This is a genomic window from Methylobacterium sp. E-016 (genome assembly GCF_022829745.1).
GTDB lineage: Bacteria > Pseudomonadota > Alphaproteobacteria > Rhizobiales > Beijerinckiaceae > Methylobacterium.
The window spans coordinates 22779-39572 of the sequence record NZ_JAKSYF010000118.1; the positions used below are offsets into that span (position 1 = coordinate 22779).

The following is a 16794-nucleotide window of genomic DNA, read 5'->3' on the forward strand; positions in this document are numbered from 1 at the left end:
GTCCTGTTCAGTCCTTGATTGCCCAAAGTTCGAGCTCGAGGCCGGGGAATTCGCCGGCGATCTGTATAGCCATCCCGCTCGAAGCGGCGACATGCTTCCACAGTCCGTCCGACCGGTCGAGTTCGAAGTAGGCTTTTCCCGTGTGATAGGGAATCTTGCGCGGCGCCACCGGCAGACTGCGGACGGGAATTCCCGGGAGCGCCGAATTAATCAGTTCGTGGATCTGCTCGACTGTGCCCACCTTGGTCTGTGCGGGCAGACTGCGTGTGAGTATTGCGGCCGGCACGGACGCGCGGGCCGCGAGGAAGAAGGCGTAGCGGGTGAAGATCGAGCGGTCCGCGACCTGGGCCACGCGGATGCCGAACTGGTGCTCGACGAGGGGGATCACCATCGCGCCCCGGTCGAGCACGGCGTTGAGCGCCTGCCGGAGGGCCGCGGCGACGGGTATGAAGCAAAGCTGCAGGTTGTCGTGGTCGTAGATCGGGAAGGCCTGCGGCCGCCGGCCGGCCGCCGTGAAGGTCGCGAGTTCGCTGGCCAGGGTGATCAGGACGCGGTAGAGGTCCTCGGGATGCACCCGCGAGGCGTCCGCCAGGTGGCTGCAGAGCGGCTGGGCGCGGTTGATCGCCTGCAGCATCATCAGGTCCGTGAGGTCCGCCGCCGTGCCGGTGTCGCCCGCCGAGAGCCGCGTCGCGATCGCCGCCCCGCGGTGGTTGAGCAGACCGACCACCTCGGTGAGCAGGCTCGCGATGAAGGTCGAGACGGAGGCGTCGAGGATCGGCGGGATGTAGCTGTCGTCGAGGACGACGCTGTTGTCGGCCCTCACCTCGACGATCCGGGCGAGCCCGATGCAGTGCAGACCCCGCCGGTCGGCTGTCTCCAGCACGTAGCGCAGGCGCAGACGCCCCACGCCGATCGTGGCCGTGCTGGTCTGCCCGAGATTGGTGTCCGGGACGTCGAACGCGGCCCCGGCGTAGCGGGTGGTCCCGTCCGGTCCCGGATCGCCGATGGTGTCGTCGCCCGGCTGGTAGACCGGCAGCGCAAGGTAGATCACGCAGTCGCGCACGCCCTGCTGGAGGTCCAGGGGCAGGGGATGGTCGGCCGATTCCGGCAGCGCGAAGGGGGTACCGTCCTCGAAGACGCCCGCCGCCCGTTCCAGGGCAAAGCGACCGGTCGCCAGCAATCCGCGGTTCAGGCGCAGCTCGCTCAGGCCCCAGGCGTAACCGCGCACGGATTCGATGCGCCGCCGCAGGGTCTGCTCGAAGTAGCGCGCCTCCTGCTGGAAGTGCTGGGGACGAATGAACATCCCCTCCGTCCAGACGACACGATCGTCAAAGGCCATCCGCGTCCTCTCCTCCCGAAGCGGCTGGCGGACCCAGCTGCGCGGCTCTCGGGCTGCTTCCGATCATTCCTGGGGTACGACGGCAACCGACTTCGTCGTGATTTGGACCTTCACCTTGAGCGTGCGGTCACCGGTGAACGGAACAAGAGCACGCCACTTGGCGTTCCGATAGTCCCGAAATCCCACAGTTACGCCGATCAGCGCGGTTCCTTCGGGCAGCTTGGCCGCGATCTGGCGAACGCCGCTCGGCGGCAGCACGGTATCGTAGCGCACGAGAGAGGCCGGGCCGAGGGTCGCCTCGTCCTTTTCCCAGAGCTGGAAGAAGTTCGCGTTGGTGAAGGCGGTCTGCGAGGCGAGGAGATAGATGCGGACGACGACGGGGGAGGGCGTGTTCTCCGCGTCGGGATTGATCAGTGGCGAAGCCTCGACCAGGAAATCCATGGTCTGTCCGGCAGATGGCTTGATCTCGATCTCGAGCGGCGGCGGCTCCTTCTTCTCCATGCAGCTAGAGAGGAGTACGGCGAAACCAGCCAGCAGGACGCCCCGTACTATCTTCGGTCGCACAATTTAGCTCCCGTTGCTGTGCCCTAGGCGGAGGAGTAATTCAGTTTTCGATATCGAGGAATGATTGAAATCTTCTGTACAACGCCTGCCAAGCCTCCGCGTCGAGGTCTTGCCCCGCCGCGTCGATGGCCGCGGCCAAGCGCTGGGGCGTGAGGTCCGGACGCGCCTTGACCAGGGCCTGCACGCTGCGTGGGGCGGAAGCGTGGCCGCCCGCCCCGTCGAGCGGGGACCGGAGGAGGGGTCGCAGGGTGAGCGCCCCGCTCCCGGCGCCCTCCGGTCGGACCGGCGGCGGCGCGGGCGATGGGGGGCGGGCGATCGGCGTGGTCATCCAGTTCGCGTCGATGACCGTGCGCGGAGCGATGCGCTCGGCGGCGGGGGCCGGCCCGAACGGCCCGCCGAGGTGGTCGTGCGGCGGGGGTGCCGCCGGTGTCGGGACGGCGTGCTGGATCTGCGCCACGAAGGCCTGTGCGTGGAAGGGGAACAGGCCGGCGGACGCGGCGGGCGGCCCGGACGCAGCGATCTCCACGGCGATCTGGGCTTCCCCGACGCGCAGGGCGTCGCCGTCGCGCAGTTCCACCGAGGTCCCGTAGCCAACCGCCTCCGCGCTTCCGTTCACGTAGACGCCGTTGACGGAGGTGTCCGTGAGCACGAACGCGCCGTGGCTCGCATCAATGCGCAGGTGGATCCGGGAGATCAGGCGCTCGCTGTCCGGGATGACCCAGTCGGCTTCCGGCGAGCGGCCGAGCGAGACGCTGCCCGCGTCGAGTTCGCAGCGGAGCCGCGCACCCATCAGGCGCGGCGGGCCGACGAGGTGAAGGATGAGTTTCATGCCTGCGCCCGTCCTGAGGGGAGGGTGTCCTCGGGCGCGCCCCGGCGGCGCGCGGTCGCGAGATGGCTGCGATAACAGACGTGCGAACGGTCGTGGAGACGCACGTGCCACGGGATGTCCCGGGTGCGGATTTCATGCAACGCCCCGCCCTCGGCCAACAGCCCGGCCAGCGCGGGCTCGGGGCCGGAGCCCCCGCGCGAGAGGCCCCCGAGCCACGCGGCCGGCGGGGTGACGTTGGCCGACCAGTCGAAGGGCGCGCACAGGACGGCACCGCCCCCGGGCCGCAGCACGGCCTCCATCGCGGCGAGCCCGGCGCGCGGATCGGCGAGGTTGTCCAGCACGTTGAAGCCGGCGGCGAGGGCGAAGCTGTCGTGCCGGAACGGCAGGGCGAGGAGGTCGCATTGCCAGATCTCGGCGGATCCCGCCGGCCAGGCGAGGCCGATGTCGAACCGGCGGCGCTCGTAGGCGAGCCCGAGGCGGCGCCGGTCGTAGGCGACCCTCCGCCGTCCGATGGCGTCCCGGGCGAAACGCGCCAGCGGCACCGACAGGTCGATGCCGAGGACCTCCCGTCCGGTGCGGGCGGCGAGCTCGACGACCGAGCGGCCGGTTCCGCAGCCGATGTCGAGGACCGGGCCCTCCGGCAGACCGGACCCGAGCAGGTCCAGCCCCGACGCGACGGCCCGGACGATGGCGCCGGGCCGTGGCGCCCCGGGGTCCCCGGCGGTGGCCTCGGCGGGGTCCTGGTCGGCCCAATGGTCCCAGACGTAGCAGGACAGGTGCTGGCGGATCACGTCGTAGGCGTTGCCGGGGCCCGCCACGTCCCCGATCAGGCCGGCCACTCCGGCCGGCAGCTCGCCGCGGATCAGCAGGTAGAACAGGTTGTCCTGCACGTAGCGGGACAGGTCCGGCACGATCACCGGAACACCGTCGAGGATCGGGTATTCGGTCCCGCAGGCGGCACAGGCCAGGATGCCCGCCTCCACGTCATCGGACCGCTCGACCTCGACGGCCGCGATCCGAAGGGGCTCCTCCGCGCCGCGCATGCGGCAGGCGGGGCAGATGGGGGCCAGGCGCTCGAAGCGTTCGATCAGCATGCGGTTGCCTGAGACCGGCGCCCCTTGGCGGGGCGACGCGGCATGGTGAGATGACCCTGCGGGTCCGGAAGGACTGGCGGAGGACCAGCCTGCGCTCGGACGTGCGCCTACCCCCCGATCAGGACGGTGGGGCAGCAGGGCGGAATGATCTTGCCCGTCGGGGCGGGGATCGGAGCAACGCAGGTCGGATGGCTCGTCATGTCGCCCATGCGGGCCGCTGGCAGGCCGCCGATCAGCACCGAGGACGAACCTATGGCGATCATCCCGGGGCCTCCGGGAACGCAGCTCGCGAGGATGCAGGGCTGGGACAGGTCGGACACCCGGGCGGCGGGCAGGTTGCCGATCAGCACGTTCGGCTGCCCCTTCACGATGGCGAGCGGCATCGCCGGATGGGGGGCGGGGGTCGGCACGAGCGCGGCCGGGTGGATCGGCGCGTGGCAGTGCGGGTTGTCCTGGAGGATGAGGTCGCTGATGCGCGCGGCCGGCTTCATGTCCGTAGCTCCCCGGTTCGCCCGACGGGCAGTGGCTTCGTCAGCGCGAGCACGTTCCAGCCCTCGACCCGCCGGTAGGTGATGGTCTCGAACACCGTGCGGACGATGTGGAGGCCGAGGCCCCCGAGGGGGCGGTCGTCGAGGTCGGCCTCGAGGTCCGGCGGTTCGGCGAGGGTCGGATCGAAGGGCGTCCCGTCGTCGTGGACCTGGATGCGAAGGCACTCGTCCCGCGTGTCCAGGTGGACGATGATCTCGTGCGCCTCCCCGTCGCGATAGGCGTAGAGGACGATGTTGGTGAGAAGTTCGTCCAGCGCCACTTCGAGCCCGGCCAGCGCCACCTGATCGGCGCCGAGGCCGCGCAGGTGCTGCTCGATCTCGCCGAGGACCGGGCTGATCCCGGCGACCTCGTTGGCGAGCAAGAAGGTGCGCCTGTGCCCGGCCGGCCCGCGCCGCAGGGCGACCGCCAGGGCAGCCGTCGAGCGCGTGCCGGCGAGGGCGGCCCGCACGAGTTCGGACGCCTCGGTCGGATCGCCCTGCGCGGGAAGGGGGGCCACGGGCCCGACGGCCAGCCAGCAGACGCCGCCGCCCTCCGTGAGCCAGGCGGCCGTGCCGGCGCCGCGATGGGCGAAGCCGGCCTCGCCGGTGGTGGTAGAGAGCGTCGCCGCCGCCGCATCCACCTGCACGCCCCCGACGCGGTCCAGGGCGGCCAGGCTCAGGGCGAGCGCGCGGTCGGGAGCGTGGCTGCGCAGACCCGCCCGCAGCAGCGCCCGCAGCGCGTGCGCCATGAGGCTACCGGCCTCGCCGCCGCCGATGCGCACGACGAAGCAGGCGAGCCGGTCCTGACGCGACCAGAAGACGTCGTGGAACAGGACGACGCCGCCGTCGCACTCCGTGGCGAGCGCCGCAAAGTCGAGGTCGCGCCGGGGCGGAAACGACGGCGGCATCAGGCTGCGGTGCGCGTCGAGGAGCAGCTGGCTGATCTCCCCCGCGTCGGACGCCATGGATTGCTCCCGATCGCTCTTCGATGATCCGCCCTGGCGGCCCGACTAAAGCCGAGCTATACAACCTCCCACCGTCTTCGCAAGAGTCTACCCATGCAGATCCAAGAACTCCGACGGGACAATCACCTGGTGATCGAGCCCACCGGCAGGCTCGACTCCAACACCGCACGAAATCTTGATCGCGTCTTGACCGGGGCGATCCAGCGCGGCGATATACGGATTTTACTCGATTTTTCGAAACTCGAATACATCGGCAGCATGGGCCTCTCGGCCTTGCTCGGGGCTGCCAAGCGCATGAAAGCTGCGCAGGGCGAGCTTGCGATTTGTGGGATGAACGAACGCGTAAAGCTAGTTTTTGAGATGAGCGGATTTTTGAGGTTGTTCACTGTCCAAGACGCCTGCTAACGGAGAAATCACCAGCGGAGGTGGCTTGACAGTCGGCGCCGGCCGCAACTATACGAATCTCAATTACCTGCAGGCGTACTTTAATAAATTTTGCCCGGCGAAGTACCCCGGCTCCCGCAGCGAGCCAAGAAACGAATCGTCTAGGTTCATACAGGACGGCGACGCGGCAATAGGGGGCGTGATTTCGTGACTGGTGAGCTTCAAACCTTGATCGGCCGCCTCAATCCCGCCTGTCGACAGGCGCTCGAGGGCGCGGTAGCGCTGACGTTGAGTCGGCAACACTACAATGTCGAAATTGAACACTGGCTCCTGAAGCTCGCGGAAGCCTCGAACAACGACATCAGCGCGATCCTGGGCTACTTCTCGGCCGATCCCGGCCGCCTCGTGGCCGACCTTACGCGCGTGCTGGACCGGTTCAAAACCGGCAACAGCCGTACCCCGGCCCTGTCGCCGAGCGTCACGAAGCTCGTGCGGGAAGCCTGGCTCTTCGCCTCGCTCCAGCGCGGCGAGACCGCGGTGCGCAGCGGCCACCTGCTGGCAGCCCTGATGAGCGAGGAGGCGCTCGCAGCCCTCGCCCGCGAGGATTCGCGCCAGCTCGGCCACATCAAGTCCGAGGAGCTGAACACCCGCTTCAGCGAGATCACCGCGTCCAGCAACGAGTCCGGCGCCTCCGCGCAGGCTGCCCCGACCCTGAAGGCCGATCCGGAGGTGGGGGCCGGCAACGCCGCGGGCCGCTCGGCGCTCGACCAATTCACCACCAACCTGACGCAGCGCGCCCGCGACGGGCAGATCGACCCGGTGCTGGGACGCGACACCGAGATCCGGCAGATCGTCGACGTGCTGACGCGCCGCCGGCAGAACAACCCGATCCTCACCGGCGAGGCGGGCGTCGGCAAGACCGCGGTCGTCGAGGGCTTTGCCCTGAAGGTGGCGCAGGGCGACGTGCCGGCGGTGCTGCGGGACGTCGAGATCCACAGCCTCGACCTCGGCCTGCTCCAGGCCGGCGCCAGCATGAAGGGCGAGTTCGAGGGGCGGCTCAAGGCGGTGATCGATGCCGTGAAGGCCTCGCCCAAGCCCATCATCACCTTCATCGACGAGGCCCATACCCTGATCGGGGCCGGCGGCCAGGCCGGCACCGGCGACGCGGCCAACCTCCTCAAGCCGGCCCTGGCCCGGGGCGAGATGCGGACCATCGCGGCGACCACCTGGGCCGAGTACAAGAAGTACTTTGAGAAGGACCCGGCTCTCACCCGCCGCTTCCAGGTCGTGAAGGTCGAGGAGCCGAGCGACGAGGCGGCCATCGCGATGATGCGCGGCATCGTGCCGGCCCTCGAGAAGCACCACGGCGTACGCATCCTGGCCGAGGCGGCCGAGGAGGCGGTCCGCCTCTCGCGGCGCTACATCCCCAGCCGCCAGCTTCCCGACAAGGCCGTGAGCCTGCTCGACACCGCGGCGGGACGCGTCGCCGTCGGGCACGGGGCGACGCCCGCGATGGTGGAGGACCGCCAGCGGCGCATCGAGTCGCTGGACCATCGCCTCGGAGTGCTCGACCGCGAGCAGCGGGTCGGGGGAGACCATACGGTCCGCATCGAGGAGACGCGGGCCGAACGCGACCAGGTCGCGGAGGAGCTCGCCGCGCTGGAAGTGCAGTGGGCGGCCGAGCGCGACCTCGTGGAGCGCCTGCGCGCCCTGCGCGCGGAGGCCGAGCAGGACACGGCGGCGGATGCCGACCCCGCCCCGCGCGACCCCGCCGCAATCCGCGCCGAGTTCGCGGACCTCGACCGTGAGCTCGCCGCGCTTCAGGGCGACCGGCCCCTCATGCGGGTCGCCGTCGACGGGCAGGCCATCGCCGAGGTGGTGGCGAACTGGACCGGAATCCCGGTGGGCCGGATGATGTCGGACCAGATCAAGACGATGATGTCCCTTGAGGACCGGCTCGAGAAGCGGGTCATCGGCCAGCCCCAGGCCCTGGCGGCCCTGGCCGAAACCGTGCGGACCTCCCGCGCGAAGCTCGCCGACCCGCGAAAGCCGATCGGCGTGTTCCTGATGGTCGGCACCTCCGGTGTCGGCAAGACGGAGACGGCGCTGGCGCTGGCCGAGCTGCTCTACGGCGGCGAGCAGAACATGACCGTCATCAACATGTCGGAGTTCAAAGAGGAGCATAAGGTCAGCACCCTCATGGGCTCCCCGCCCGGCTATGTCGGATACGGCGAGGGCGGCGTGCTGACGGAGGCAGTCCGGCGCCGGCCCTACTCGGTCGTACTCCTCGACGAGGTCGAGAAGGCGCATCCCGGCGTGCAGGACGTGTTCTACCAGGTCTTCGACAAGGGCATGCTGCGCGACGGCGAAGGCCGCGACATTGACTTCAAGAACACGATCATCATCCTGACCTCGAACGCCGGCACGGACCTGATCCATCGCCTGTGCCGGGACGAAGCGGCGCGGCCGAGTCCGGAGGCGCTGGCCGAGGCCCTGCGGCCGGAGCTGCTCAAGACCTTCAAGCCGGCCTTCCTCGGGCGCTGCTCGGTGGTGCCGTACTTCCCGCTCTCCGACGGCGTCATCCGGCAGATCGTCGAATTGCAGCTGAACCGTATCCGCGGCCGCTTTCGCGACAACTACAAGGCCGAGCTGAGCTGGGGTCCGGACCTCGTCGAGGCGATCGCGGCCCGCTGCACAGAGGTGGAGAGCGGCGCGCGCAACATCGAATACATCCTGTCGCATAGTCTGCTCCCGGACCTCTCCGCGCAGATCCTGCACCGCCTCGCCGAGGGCGAGACGATCCCGAGCCTGACGATCGGCCTCTCGGAGACGGGTGCGTTCCGGTTCAGTGACACGGGACAGGCCGCATCCCCGACGGGCGCAGGGGACACTCTCGCCGCCGAGTAGCGGCGCGACCGTGACGGCGCCCACACGCCGCAATAGTTCGACAACAGCACCAGAGGGTTGAGCGATGTCTATCTTCCTGAAGTTCGACGGTATCGATGGCGATGCGACCGAGGAGGGTCACAAGGAGTGGATCGCGATCGATTCCTTCCAGATGGGCGTCGGACGCGGCATCTCCACCCCCGTGGGCGACGCGGCCCGCCGCGAGACGAGCAAGCCCAGCATCTCGGAAATCGTCTTCACCAAGCGGATGGACAAGGCGTCCCTGAAGCTCTGGGAATCGTCGCTGATCGGCAACGAGGGCAAGACCGTCAAGGTCGACTTCACGCGCACCGGCGACAAGGGTAAGCTCGAGGTCTTCGCGCAGTACGAGCTCACCAACGCGCTCATCTCCGGCTACTCGGTCTCCAGCGGCGGCGATTCGCCGAACGAGTCGATCAGCCTGAACTTCACGAAGTTCATGTTCAAGTTCGTCGGCGCCACCGGCGACAACAAGAAGGCCACCGGCGGCTCCAACTCCTTCGATCTCGCCACGGCGAAGATGGGCTGAGCCGCAAGGCGCCTTGGGAACGGATCGATCGCATGGTGGACGACGATTCCGCACGGCGGGGGACAGTCGGTGGATCCGGCCGCTGGTTCGATCTCGAGACGCCGCTCGGCAAGGACGTCCTCGCCGCGACCACCCTGGTCGGGGAGGAGGGCGTCTCCCGCCTGTTCCGGTTCGACGTCACGGCCCTGTCCGCGCGGCAGTCGATCGCGCCCGACGACCTGCTCGGCAAGGCCGTCACCCTGTCGCTGGATTGCGACGACGGCGGCTCCGCCCCGGGTGGCGCGGCCGACACGCGCGATACGACCGATCCCCGCGAGCGCCGGGATCTTCGGGAGCCGGCCGCCGCCGGCGGGTCCGCGGGCGGCGAGCCGAAGCGGCGCCTCAACGGCATCGTCACGCGGCTGCAGGCGGGGCGCATCCTCCAGCAGGGCCTGCGGGAGTTCCACCTGGAGGTCTCGCCCAAGCTGTGGATCCTGCAGCGCAGCTCCCGCTATAAGGTGTTCCAGGCCCTCAGCGCTAAGGACATCATCGTGCAGATGCTCAAGGAAGCGGGCATCGCGTATCAGGATAAGCTGACGCTCACCTATATCGCGCGCGAGTACTGCGTTCAGTACGGCGAGACCGATTTCGACTTCCTGACCCGCCTCATGCACGAGGAGGGCATCTTCTACGTGTTCGAGCACGCGTCCGGAAAGCACACGCTGATCCTGTACGACGCCAAGACGTGGTCCTCCGGGCAGGCGAAGCCGGTGCAGTACGCCGCCGACGCGACGCAGTTTTCGGACACGATCACGGCGTTCGAGTACGGACCCGAACTGACCGACCACAAGTGGCTCGCCACCGACTACGAGTTCAAGACCGCCGACACGCTCGTGGAGAGTACGCAGCAGTCGAGCAAGCCGCCGACCGCGATCAAGTCCGCCTGGCAGCACCAGATCCACGGGGCCGGGCTGGTCAAGTCGAACGGCGAGGACAGCAAGATCGAGACGACGAGCGTCGAGCGCGCCGCCAAAATCAACGCCGACAGTGCCGACGGGCGCTATGAGACCGGACATGGCGCGGGCGCCGATCCCAGCTTCGTACCCGGCATGATCTTCGAGGTCGCCGCCCACGCCGATCCGGCGCTGGCCGGACGCAGCTTCGTGGTGACGCAGGTGCGGCACGACGCGATCGAGCCGCCCACCCACACCCAGCCCGGGGACGACGCCCGGCGCAAGCCCTACCGCAACACCTTCACCTGCGTGCCCGCCGAGATCGCGATCCCGCTGCCGGTGCCGCCGCGGAAGCCGATCGTCCGGGGGCCGATGACCGGCCTCGTGGTCGGACCGAGCGGGTCCGAGATCCACACCGACAAGCACGGCCGCATCCGGGTGCAGTTCTACTGGGACAAGCTGGGCAAGAAGGACGACAAGAGTTCCTGCTTCATCCGCGTGGCGCAGGCCTGGGCGGGCAAGAGCTGGGGCACCGTCTTCATCCCCCGGGTCGGCATGGAAGTGGTCGTCCAGTTCCTCGACGGCGACCCGGACCGGCCCCTCGTCACCGGCACGGTCTACAACGGCACCAACACGCCGCCATGGACCCTGCCCGACAAGATGACGAAGAGCGGCATCCTGACCCGCTCGACCAAGAACGGTGCGGTGGCGGATGCCAACGAGATCTCGTTCGAGGACGACAAGGGCAAGGAAATCCTCCTCATACACGCCCAGCGCGACCTGACCCGCGAGGTCGAGAACGACGAGACCATCACCGTCGATCACGATCAGATCACGCAGGTGAAGAACGACCGTACGATCACGGTCAAGGAGGGCAACGACACCCTGACCGTGAAGACGGGCAACCAGACCCACGAGGTCACGACGGGCAACCGCACCCACACGATCAAGACCGGCAACGACACGCTGGACGTGAACACCGGCAACCGGGCCGTGACGGTCAAGACCGGCAATCACGACGTCAAGGTGAACACGGGCAACGCGAGCCTCACCTGCAGCATCGGCAAGATCGCCCTGACCGCGGCGCAGTCCGTCAAGCTCACCTGCGGCCAGAACACCCTGGAACTCACGCCGGCCGGCATCACGCTCAACGGCATCCAGATCGCCCTCAAGGCGACGGCGATGCTCGACGAGAAGGCGCCGATGATCAACATCAAGGCGGACGGGATCGCGACGTTCGGGGGGACCCTTGTCAAGATCAACTGATCCTGTTCCGGCGGCCCCCTTCTCGAAGGTGCAAACTCGTTCCGCCGCGGAGATCTGTGCCGGGTTCGATCTGTCCCCGGAAGGATCGGCGGGGCTTCTGCCGGGCGGGTCGCCCCAGGGCTTCCTGTCAGTGCTGATCAGGGGCGGCCATTTCGGCGACGCGGTCCGGTTCCTGGCGCATGCCCTGCCGGCGCGCGAGGGGGTCTGGTGGGCCTGCGTCGTCGCGAGCCTCGCGCCGTCCCTCTCGAACGGGGAGGCGCAGTGCCTCGACCGGGCCGAGGCTTGGGTCTACGCGCCGAGCGACCCGCTGCGCCGGGCCTGCCTGCCCGCGGCGGAGGCGCTGGCTTTCCAGGGGGCGGCCGCCTACGCGGCCCTCGCGGCCTACTGGTCGGGCGGCAGCATCGGCCCCGAGGGGAGCCCCGATGTCATGCCGAGCCCGCAACTCGCCCCCATCGGGGTCGGCGCGAGCCTGCTGCTCGCGGCGGCGGCCGTGGATCCCGCCCGGGCGGACGACACCTTCCGCGACATCCTGGTCCGCGGGATCGACGTCGCCAACGGCGGCAACGGCCGTCTCGCGGGGGACCGCCCGCGGACGCGGGCGGGGGAGGGGGCGGCGTGAGCCTGGAACCGGTCATCGACGTCGCGGCCATCCTTGAGCCGATCCCGGGGGAGAACCCCGCCGGCATCGACCCGCGCGAGAATCCCTCGAGCGCCTCGCCCTATTACCGTCTCAAGGACGCCCGGGCCGCGGCCCGGGCGGTGGAGCGGTCCGCGATCGACGCGGACGCGCCCGTGCCGGACGAATGGGGCCTGGTGATCGATCTCGGCCTTACGATGCTGACGAGCCAAGCGAAGGACCTCGAGGCAGCGACGTGGCTGACCGAGGCGCTCATCCGCGTGGAAGGCTTCGTCGGCCTGCGCGACGGACTGACCGTCCTCCTCAGCCTCGTCGAGACCTTCTGGGACGAGCTGTATCCGCAGCCCGACGAGGACGGCCTCGAGATCAGGATCTCGCCCGTGGCGGGTCTCGCGGGTTCCGGCGCCACCGGCACCCTCGACCGGCCCATCCGCAACACACCGCTCACCGACGGCGCGACTGGGTCCTTCTCGTTCTGGCACTACGAGCAGGCGAACGATCTCGAGAAGATCAGTGATCCGGACCGGCGCGCCGCGCGCCTCGAGACCGGGACCATCACGCTCGAGACCTTCCGCAAGAGCCTTCAGGAAACGCCGCCCGCGGTGCTGCGGGACACCCTGGCGACCCTGGGCGAATGCGAGGCGACGCTGACGCGCCTGTCGGACGCCCTCGACGAGAAGGCCGGGATGGACGCCCCGTCCTTCACGCCGCTCCAGGAACTGCTTTCCGCGGTCTCGGGCGGCCTGCGCTTCGTCGCAGGCGATCGCATCGCCCTGGCCGAGCAGGCCGTCGGGACGGTCGCGGCGGGCGCCCCGGCGGCGGTCGGCGGCCCCGGCGTCGCGGGCACCGGCCCGGCACCGGCCCGCCGGCCGGGCGAGTTCGACAGCCGAGACGAAGCGCTAACCCTGCTCGGGCAAATCGGTGCGTATTTCCGTCGTACCGAGCCACATTCCCCGCTGTCTTATACGATCGAGGATGCCGTTCGCCGGGCCCGCCTGACACTTCCGGAATTGTTGAAAGAACTTGCGGAAAGCCCTGAACACATGCAACACATAATGATGGCGGCGGGCATTAGAGTCATCAGCGAAGAAGAGTAATCTATTCGCCTGATACTATCTTCGTTTTGCGTAGATGCTATTGGTTGATTATCGAAAGTGGAGCAGTGGTCATGGCCGAAAGCGTACAGCATAAACTCAACAGGGTGCGCAAGCCGCGCGTCCACCTCACCTACGACGTCGAGACGGAAGGGTCCGAGGTCAAGCGCGAGCTTCCGTTCGTGGTGGGCGTGATGGGCGACTTTTCCGGCAAGCCCTACGAGCCGCTCAAACCCCTGAAGGACCGCAAGTTCACGCAGATCGACCGCGACAACTTCGACGATGTGCTGGCCCGAATGACACCCGGCGCGCAGTTCAAGGTCGACAACACGCTGACGGGCGACGGGTCCCAGCTCGCGGTCGACCTCAAGTTCAAGTCCCTGGACGATTTCGAGCCCGGCGCGGTCGTCGATCAGATCGAGCCGCTGCGCAAGCTGCTGGCGGCGCGCAACAAGCTGCGCGACCTGATGTCGAAGGTCGACCGCTCCGAGGATCTCGAGCGGCTGCTCGAGGACGTTCTGCAGAACACCGCCAAGCTCCAGACGCTCTCGACCGAGCTAGACGGGGCGACCGACAAGGGAGCTGAGTGATGAGCGCCGGGACCCAGACCGAAACCGCCGCGCAGGCGGGCACCACCGAAGCCGAGGGCGGCCTCAGTCTCCTCGACCAGGCCATCGGCGCCACCAAGACGTCCGATCCGACCGAGGTCCAGGACCTGCTCCGCACCCTCACGCAGGAGGCGATGGCCGGAACGATCTCGTTCGACAAGAACCTGACGCTGACGATCACCAGGGCCATCGAGGCGATCGATGCCAAGCTCTCGCAGCAATTGTCGGCGGTGATCCACCACCCCGACTTCCAGAAGCTCGAGGGCAGCTGGCGCGGGCTCAACTATCTCGTGAAGAACAGCGAGACGGGTTCGTCCCTGAAGCTCAGGGTCATGAACCTCTCCAAGAAGGATCTTCACAAGGATCTGACCAAGGCCGTCGAGTTCGACCAGAGCCAGATCTTCAAGAAGATCTACGAGGCCGAGTTCGGCGTGGCCGGCGGCGAGCCCATCGGGGCGATGATCGGCGACTACGAGTTCGGCGCCGGCGCCGAGGACATGGAGATCCTCCAGGGGATGTCGAACGTGGCCGCGGCCTCGTTCGCACCGTTCATCACGGCGGCCAACTCGCGGATGTTCGGGCTCGAGAGCTTCACCGAACTGTCAAAGCCCCGCGACCTCGAAAAGATCTTCGCCAGCCCCGAATACATCAAGTGGCGCAGCTTCCGCGACAGCGAGGACAGCCGCTTCGTCTCGCTGGTGATGCCGCGCGTCCTGGCGCGCGTCCCCTACGGCACGACGGGCAAGACCATCGAGGAGTTCAACTTCGAGGAAGCGCCGATCAGCGCGGACGGCGTCGTCTCGGGCATGACGGCGGACAAGTTCACCTGGATGAACGCGTCCTACGCGCTCGGCCAGCGCCTGACCGACGCCTTCGCCCAGTACGGCTGGTGCACGGCGATCCGCGGCGCCGAGGGCGGCGGCAAGGTCGAGAACCTGCCGAGCTTCACCTTCACCAGCGACGACGGCGACACCGACCAGCAATGCCCCACCGAGATCGGCATCACCGATCGGCGTGAGTCGGAACTATCGAAGCTCGGCTTCCTGCCGCTGTGCCACTACAAGAACACCGACTACGCGGTCTTCTTCGGTGCGCAGACCACGCAGAAGCCCAAGAAGTACGACAACCCCGACGCGACCGCCAACGCCGCGATCTCGGCCCGACTTCCCTACATGATGGCCTCGTCCCGCTTCGCCCACTACCTCAAGGTGATGGCGCGCGACAAGATCGGCTCCTTCATGGAGGCGTCCGACTGTTCGGCCTGGCTGAACGACTGGATCGGCAACTACGTCAACGGCAACTCGGCGGCCGGACAGGAGATGAAGGCCCGCTTCCCCCTCGCTGCCGCCGAGGTCGTCGTGAAGGAGGTCCCGGGCGCACCAGGTTCCTACAACGCGGTCGCCTACATGCGTCCGTGGCTCCAGATGGAGGAACTCACCACGTCGCTGCGCATGGTCGCACGCATCCCGAAGGTTGGGTAAGCCGCCGACATGATCCGAACCGCGATGCGATCCTCACGTGCCGGATCTTGACGCGCCACCGCGGACCCCGGACGGCAAAGGCCGTCCGGGGTCCGCCCGGACCGGGGACGGGACGGAGCCCGCGCGGGCGACGCTGGTGCGCGACGCCGTCTCCGGCGCGGCGGGCGAGGCCCTCCGGCGGTTCACCGCCGGCACCGAGCCGGCCGAGGCGCTCGCGGCCTGGTTCGGGGACGCGCCGCTCACCGCCGCCCTGCGAAAGGGCCGGCAGGGCCTGCGCCACATCGTCGACCGGGACATCGCGGACCTCGACGGACTGATCACCGCCCAGCTCGACCTCATCCTCGCGCATCCCGATCTCCAACGACTCGAATCCGCTTGGCGCGGCGTGAGCTACCTGCTGGAGACCGCCGACGACGACCCGCGCGTGAAGGTGCGCATCCTCCCGATCACCTGGACCGAGCTCGCGCGCGATTTCGACAAGGTGCTTGAATTCGACCAGAGTACGCTGTTCGACAAGGTCTACAACGAGGAGTTCGGCATGCCGGGCGGCTTGCCGTTCGGACTGCTCATCTGCGACCACGCGGTGCGCCACAAGCGGGATGCCGCCTACCGCGTCGACGACGTCGGCGTGCTCGCCGGGCTGTCCCAGGTCGCCGCCGCCGCGTTCGTGCCCTGTCTCGTGGGGGCCGCCCCCCAACTCCTCGGCGTCGAGAACTACGCCGACCTCGCCATCGCACAGGATCTGACCTCCGTCTTCCGCTCCGCGGAGTACCAGCGCTGGCAGACCCTGCAGCACCGCGATGACAGCCGCTTCCTCGGCGTGGTGCTGCCGCGCGTCCTCCTGCGCGCGGCCTGGGGCGACGACGGCGGCCGCCGGGACGGGTTCCGCTACCACGAGGGCGCGCACGGCCACGACACGGGGACCTGGCTCTGGGGCAACGGCGCCTACGCGGTCGGCGCGGTCTCGATCCGGGCGTTCCGTGACTGGGGCTGGTTCGCCGACATCCGGGGCACCCGGATGGATCTCGAAGAGGCCGGACTGATCACCGGCCTGCCGAATCCCGCCTTCTCGACGGGGGAATCCGAGGCGTACCGGCGCCCGATCGAGGTCGAGTTCACCGACCGGAAGCAGCGGGCCCTCGAGGATGCGGGCCTGATCGCCTTGAGCCCGTGCCGGATGACCGAGTACCTCGCCCTCCTTGGCGCGCCGTCGCTGCGCGTCCCCGAGGGCGCGCTCAACCCGGTCGTGGACGCCAACGAGCGCCTCTCGGCCATGCTGCACTACGTGCTCTGCGCGAGCCGCTTTGCCCATTACATTAAAGTGATCGTCCGCGACCGGGTCGGCGCGCTGATCACCAGCAACGACCTCGAGCACGAGCTCCAGACCTGGCTCGACCGCTACGTCACGGGCAATCCCGAGGCGAGCTTCTCGACCAAGGCCCGCTACCCCCTCAATGCCGGCCAGGTCTCGGTGAGCGAGATTCCGGGCCGCCCGGGCAGCTTCACCAGCGTGATCCACATCACGCCCCACTTCCAGGTCGATCAGATGGTCGCGGCCTTTCGCTTCCAGACCGAGATCCGGGCCACCCGGGCGGCCTGAACCCGACCGGCCGGCGCGGT

At 68.6% G+C, this 16794-nt stretch carries 15 protein-coding genes; 9 read left to right on the forward strand and 6 right to left on the reverse strand.

Annotated elements, in window-relative coordinates:
- Positions 1 to 7: 7 nt before the first annotated feature.
- The 6 genes from tssK to MKK68_RS15725 all read right to left on the reverse strand — a co-directional run bounded on the left by tssK (position 8) and on the right by MKK68_RS15725 (position 5318).
- Positions 8 to 1339, reverse strand: coding sequence for a type VI secretion system baseplate subunit TssK (gene tssK, locus MKK68_RS15700; RefSeq protein WP_244031138.1), 1332 nt, complete (start codon positions 1337 to 1339; stop codon positions 8 to 10).
- Between the two features lie 63 nt (positions 1340 to 1402).
- Positions 1403 to 1903, reverse strand: a complete 501-nt coding sequence (gene tssJ / locus MKK68_RS15705) for a type VI secretion system lipoprotein TssJ (protein ID WP_313899234.1) — start codon at positions 1901 to 1903, stop codon at positions 1403 to 1405.
- A gap of 40 nt (positions 1904 to 1943) precedes the next feature.
- Positions 1944 to 2732, reverse strand: coding sequence for an FHA domain-containing protein (locus MKK68_RS15710; protein WP_244031142.1), 789 nt, complete (start codon positions 2730 to 2732; stop codon positions 1944 to 1946).
- The gene (locus MKK68_RS15715; protein ID WP_244031149.1) at positions 2729 to 3826 is read right to left on the reverse strand and encodes a methyltransferase domain-containing protein; all 1098 of its coding nucleotides are present in this window, start codon (positions 3824 to 3826) and stop codon (positions 2729 to 2731) included. The genes MKK68_RS15710 and MKK68_RS15715 overlap by 4 nt, the downstream gene beginning before the upstream one ends.
- 107 nt (positions 3827 to 3933) lie before the next feature.
- Positions 3934 to 4317 (reverse strand): PAAR domain-containing protein, encoded by a 384-nt coding sequence (locus MKK68_RS15720; protein ID WP_244031151.1) that lies wholly within the window; start codon positions 4315 to 4317, stop codon positions 3934 to 3936.
- Complete coding sequence (locus MKK68_RS15725; protein WP_244031153.1) at positions 4314 to 5318, reverse strand: ATP-binding protein; 1005 nt, start codon at positions 5316 to 5318, stop codon at positions 4314 to 4316. The genes MKK68_RS15720 and MKK68_RS15725 overlap by 4 nt, the downstream gene beginning before the upstream one ends.
- 93 nt (positions 5319 to 5411) lie before the next feature.
- On the opposite strand from MKK68_RS15725, the gene MKK68_RS15730 reads away from it, so the two are divergent.
- The 9 genes from MKK68_RS15730 (at position 5412) to tssC (MKK68_RS15770) (ending at position 16774) form a co-directional block, all read left to right on the forward strand.
- Positions 5412 to 5723, forward strand: coding sequence for an STAS domain-containing protein (locus MKK68_RS15730; RefSeq protein WP_244031155.1), 312 nt, complete (start codon positions 5412 to 5414; stop codon positions 5721 to 5723).
- Positions 5724 to 5990: 267 nt separating this feature from the next.
- Positions 5991 to 8609 (forward strand): type VI secretion system ATPase TssH, encoded by a 2619-nt coding sequence (tssH, locus tag MKK68_RS15735; protein WP_409567251.1) that lies wholly within the window; start codon positions 5991 to 5993, stop codon positions 8607 to 8609.
- 64 nt (positions 8610 to 8673) lie between these two features.
- On the forward strand, positions 8674 to 9156 hold the full coding sequence (locus tag MKK68_RS15740) for an Hcp family type VI secretion system effector (RefSeq protein WP_244031159.1): 483 nt from the start codon (positions 8674 to 8676) through the stop codon (positions 9154 to 9156).
- 32 nt (positions 9157 to 9188) lie between these two features.
- Positions 9189 to 11354, forward strand: coding sequence for a type VI secretion system Vgr family protein (locus MKK68_RS15745; protein WP_244031161.1), 2166 nt, complete (start codon positions 9189 to 9191; stop codon positions 11352 to 11354).
- Positions 11355 to 11484: 130 nt separating this feature from the next.
- The gene (locus MKK68_RS15750; RefSeq protein WP_244031163.1) at positions 11485 to 11973 is read left to right on the forward strand and encodes a DUF6931 family protein; all 489 of its coding nucleotides are present in this window, start codon (positions 11485 to 11487) and stop codon (positions 11971 to 11973) included.
- Positions 11970 to 13088, forward strand: a complete 1119-nt coding sequence (gene tssA, locus MKK68_RS15755; protein WP_244031165.1) for a type VI secretion system protein TssA — start codon at positions 11970 to 11972, stop codon at positions 13086 to 13088. Before MKK68_RS15750 ends, tssA begins: the two co-directional genes overlap by 4 nt.
- A gap of 71 nt (positions 13089 to 13159) precedes the next feature.
- Positions 13160 to 13675, forward strand: a complete 516-nt coding sequence (tssB, locus tag MKK68_RS15760; RefSeq protein ID WP_244031167.1) for a type VI secretion system contractile sheath small subunit — start codon at positions 13160 to 13162, stop codon at positions 13673 to 13675.
- Positions 13675 to 15174 carry a type VI secretion system contractile sheath large subunit gene (gene tssC, locus MKK68_RS15765; RefSeq protein ID WP_244031169.1) on the forward strand — a complete coding sequence of 500 codons (1500 nt, stop codon included), beginning with the start codon at positions 13675 to 13677 and terminating at the stop codon, positions 15172 to 15174. The genes tssB and tssC (MKK68_RS15765) overlap by 1 nt, the downstream gene beginning before the upstream one ends.
- 136 nt (positions 15175 to 15310) lie before the next feature.
- On the forward strand, positions 15311 to 16774 hold the full coding sequence (tssC, locus tag MKK68_RS15770; protein ID WP_244031171.1) for a type VI secretion system contractile sheath large subunit: 1464 nt from the start codon (positions 15311 to 15313) through the stop codon (positions 16772 to 16774).
- The last annotated feature ends 20 nt before the right edge of the window (positions 16775 to 16794 follow it).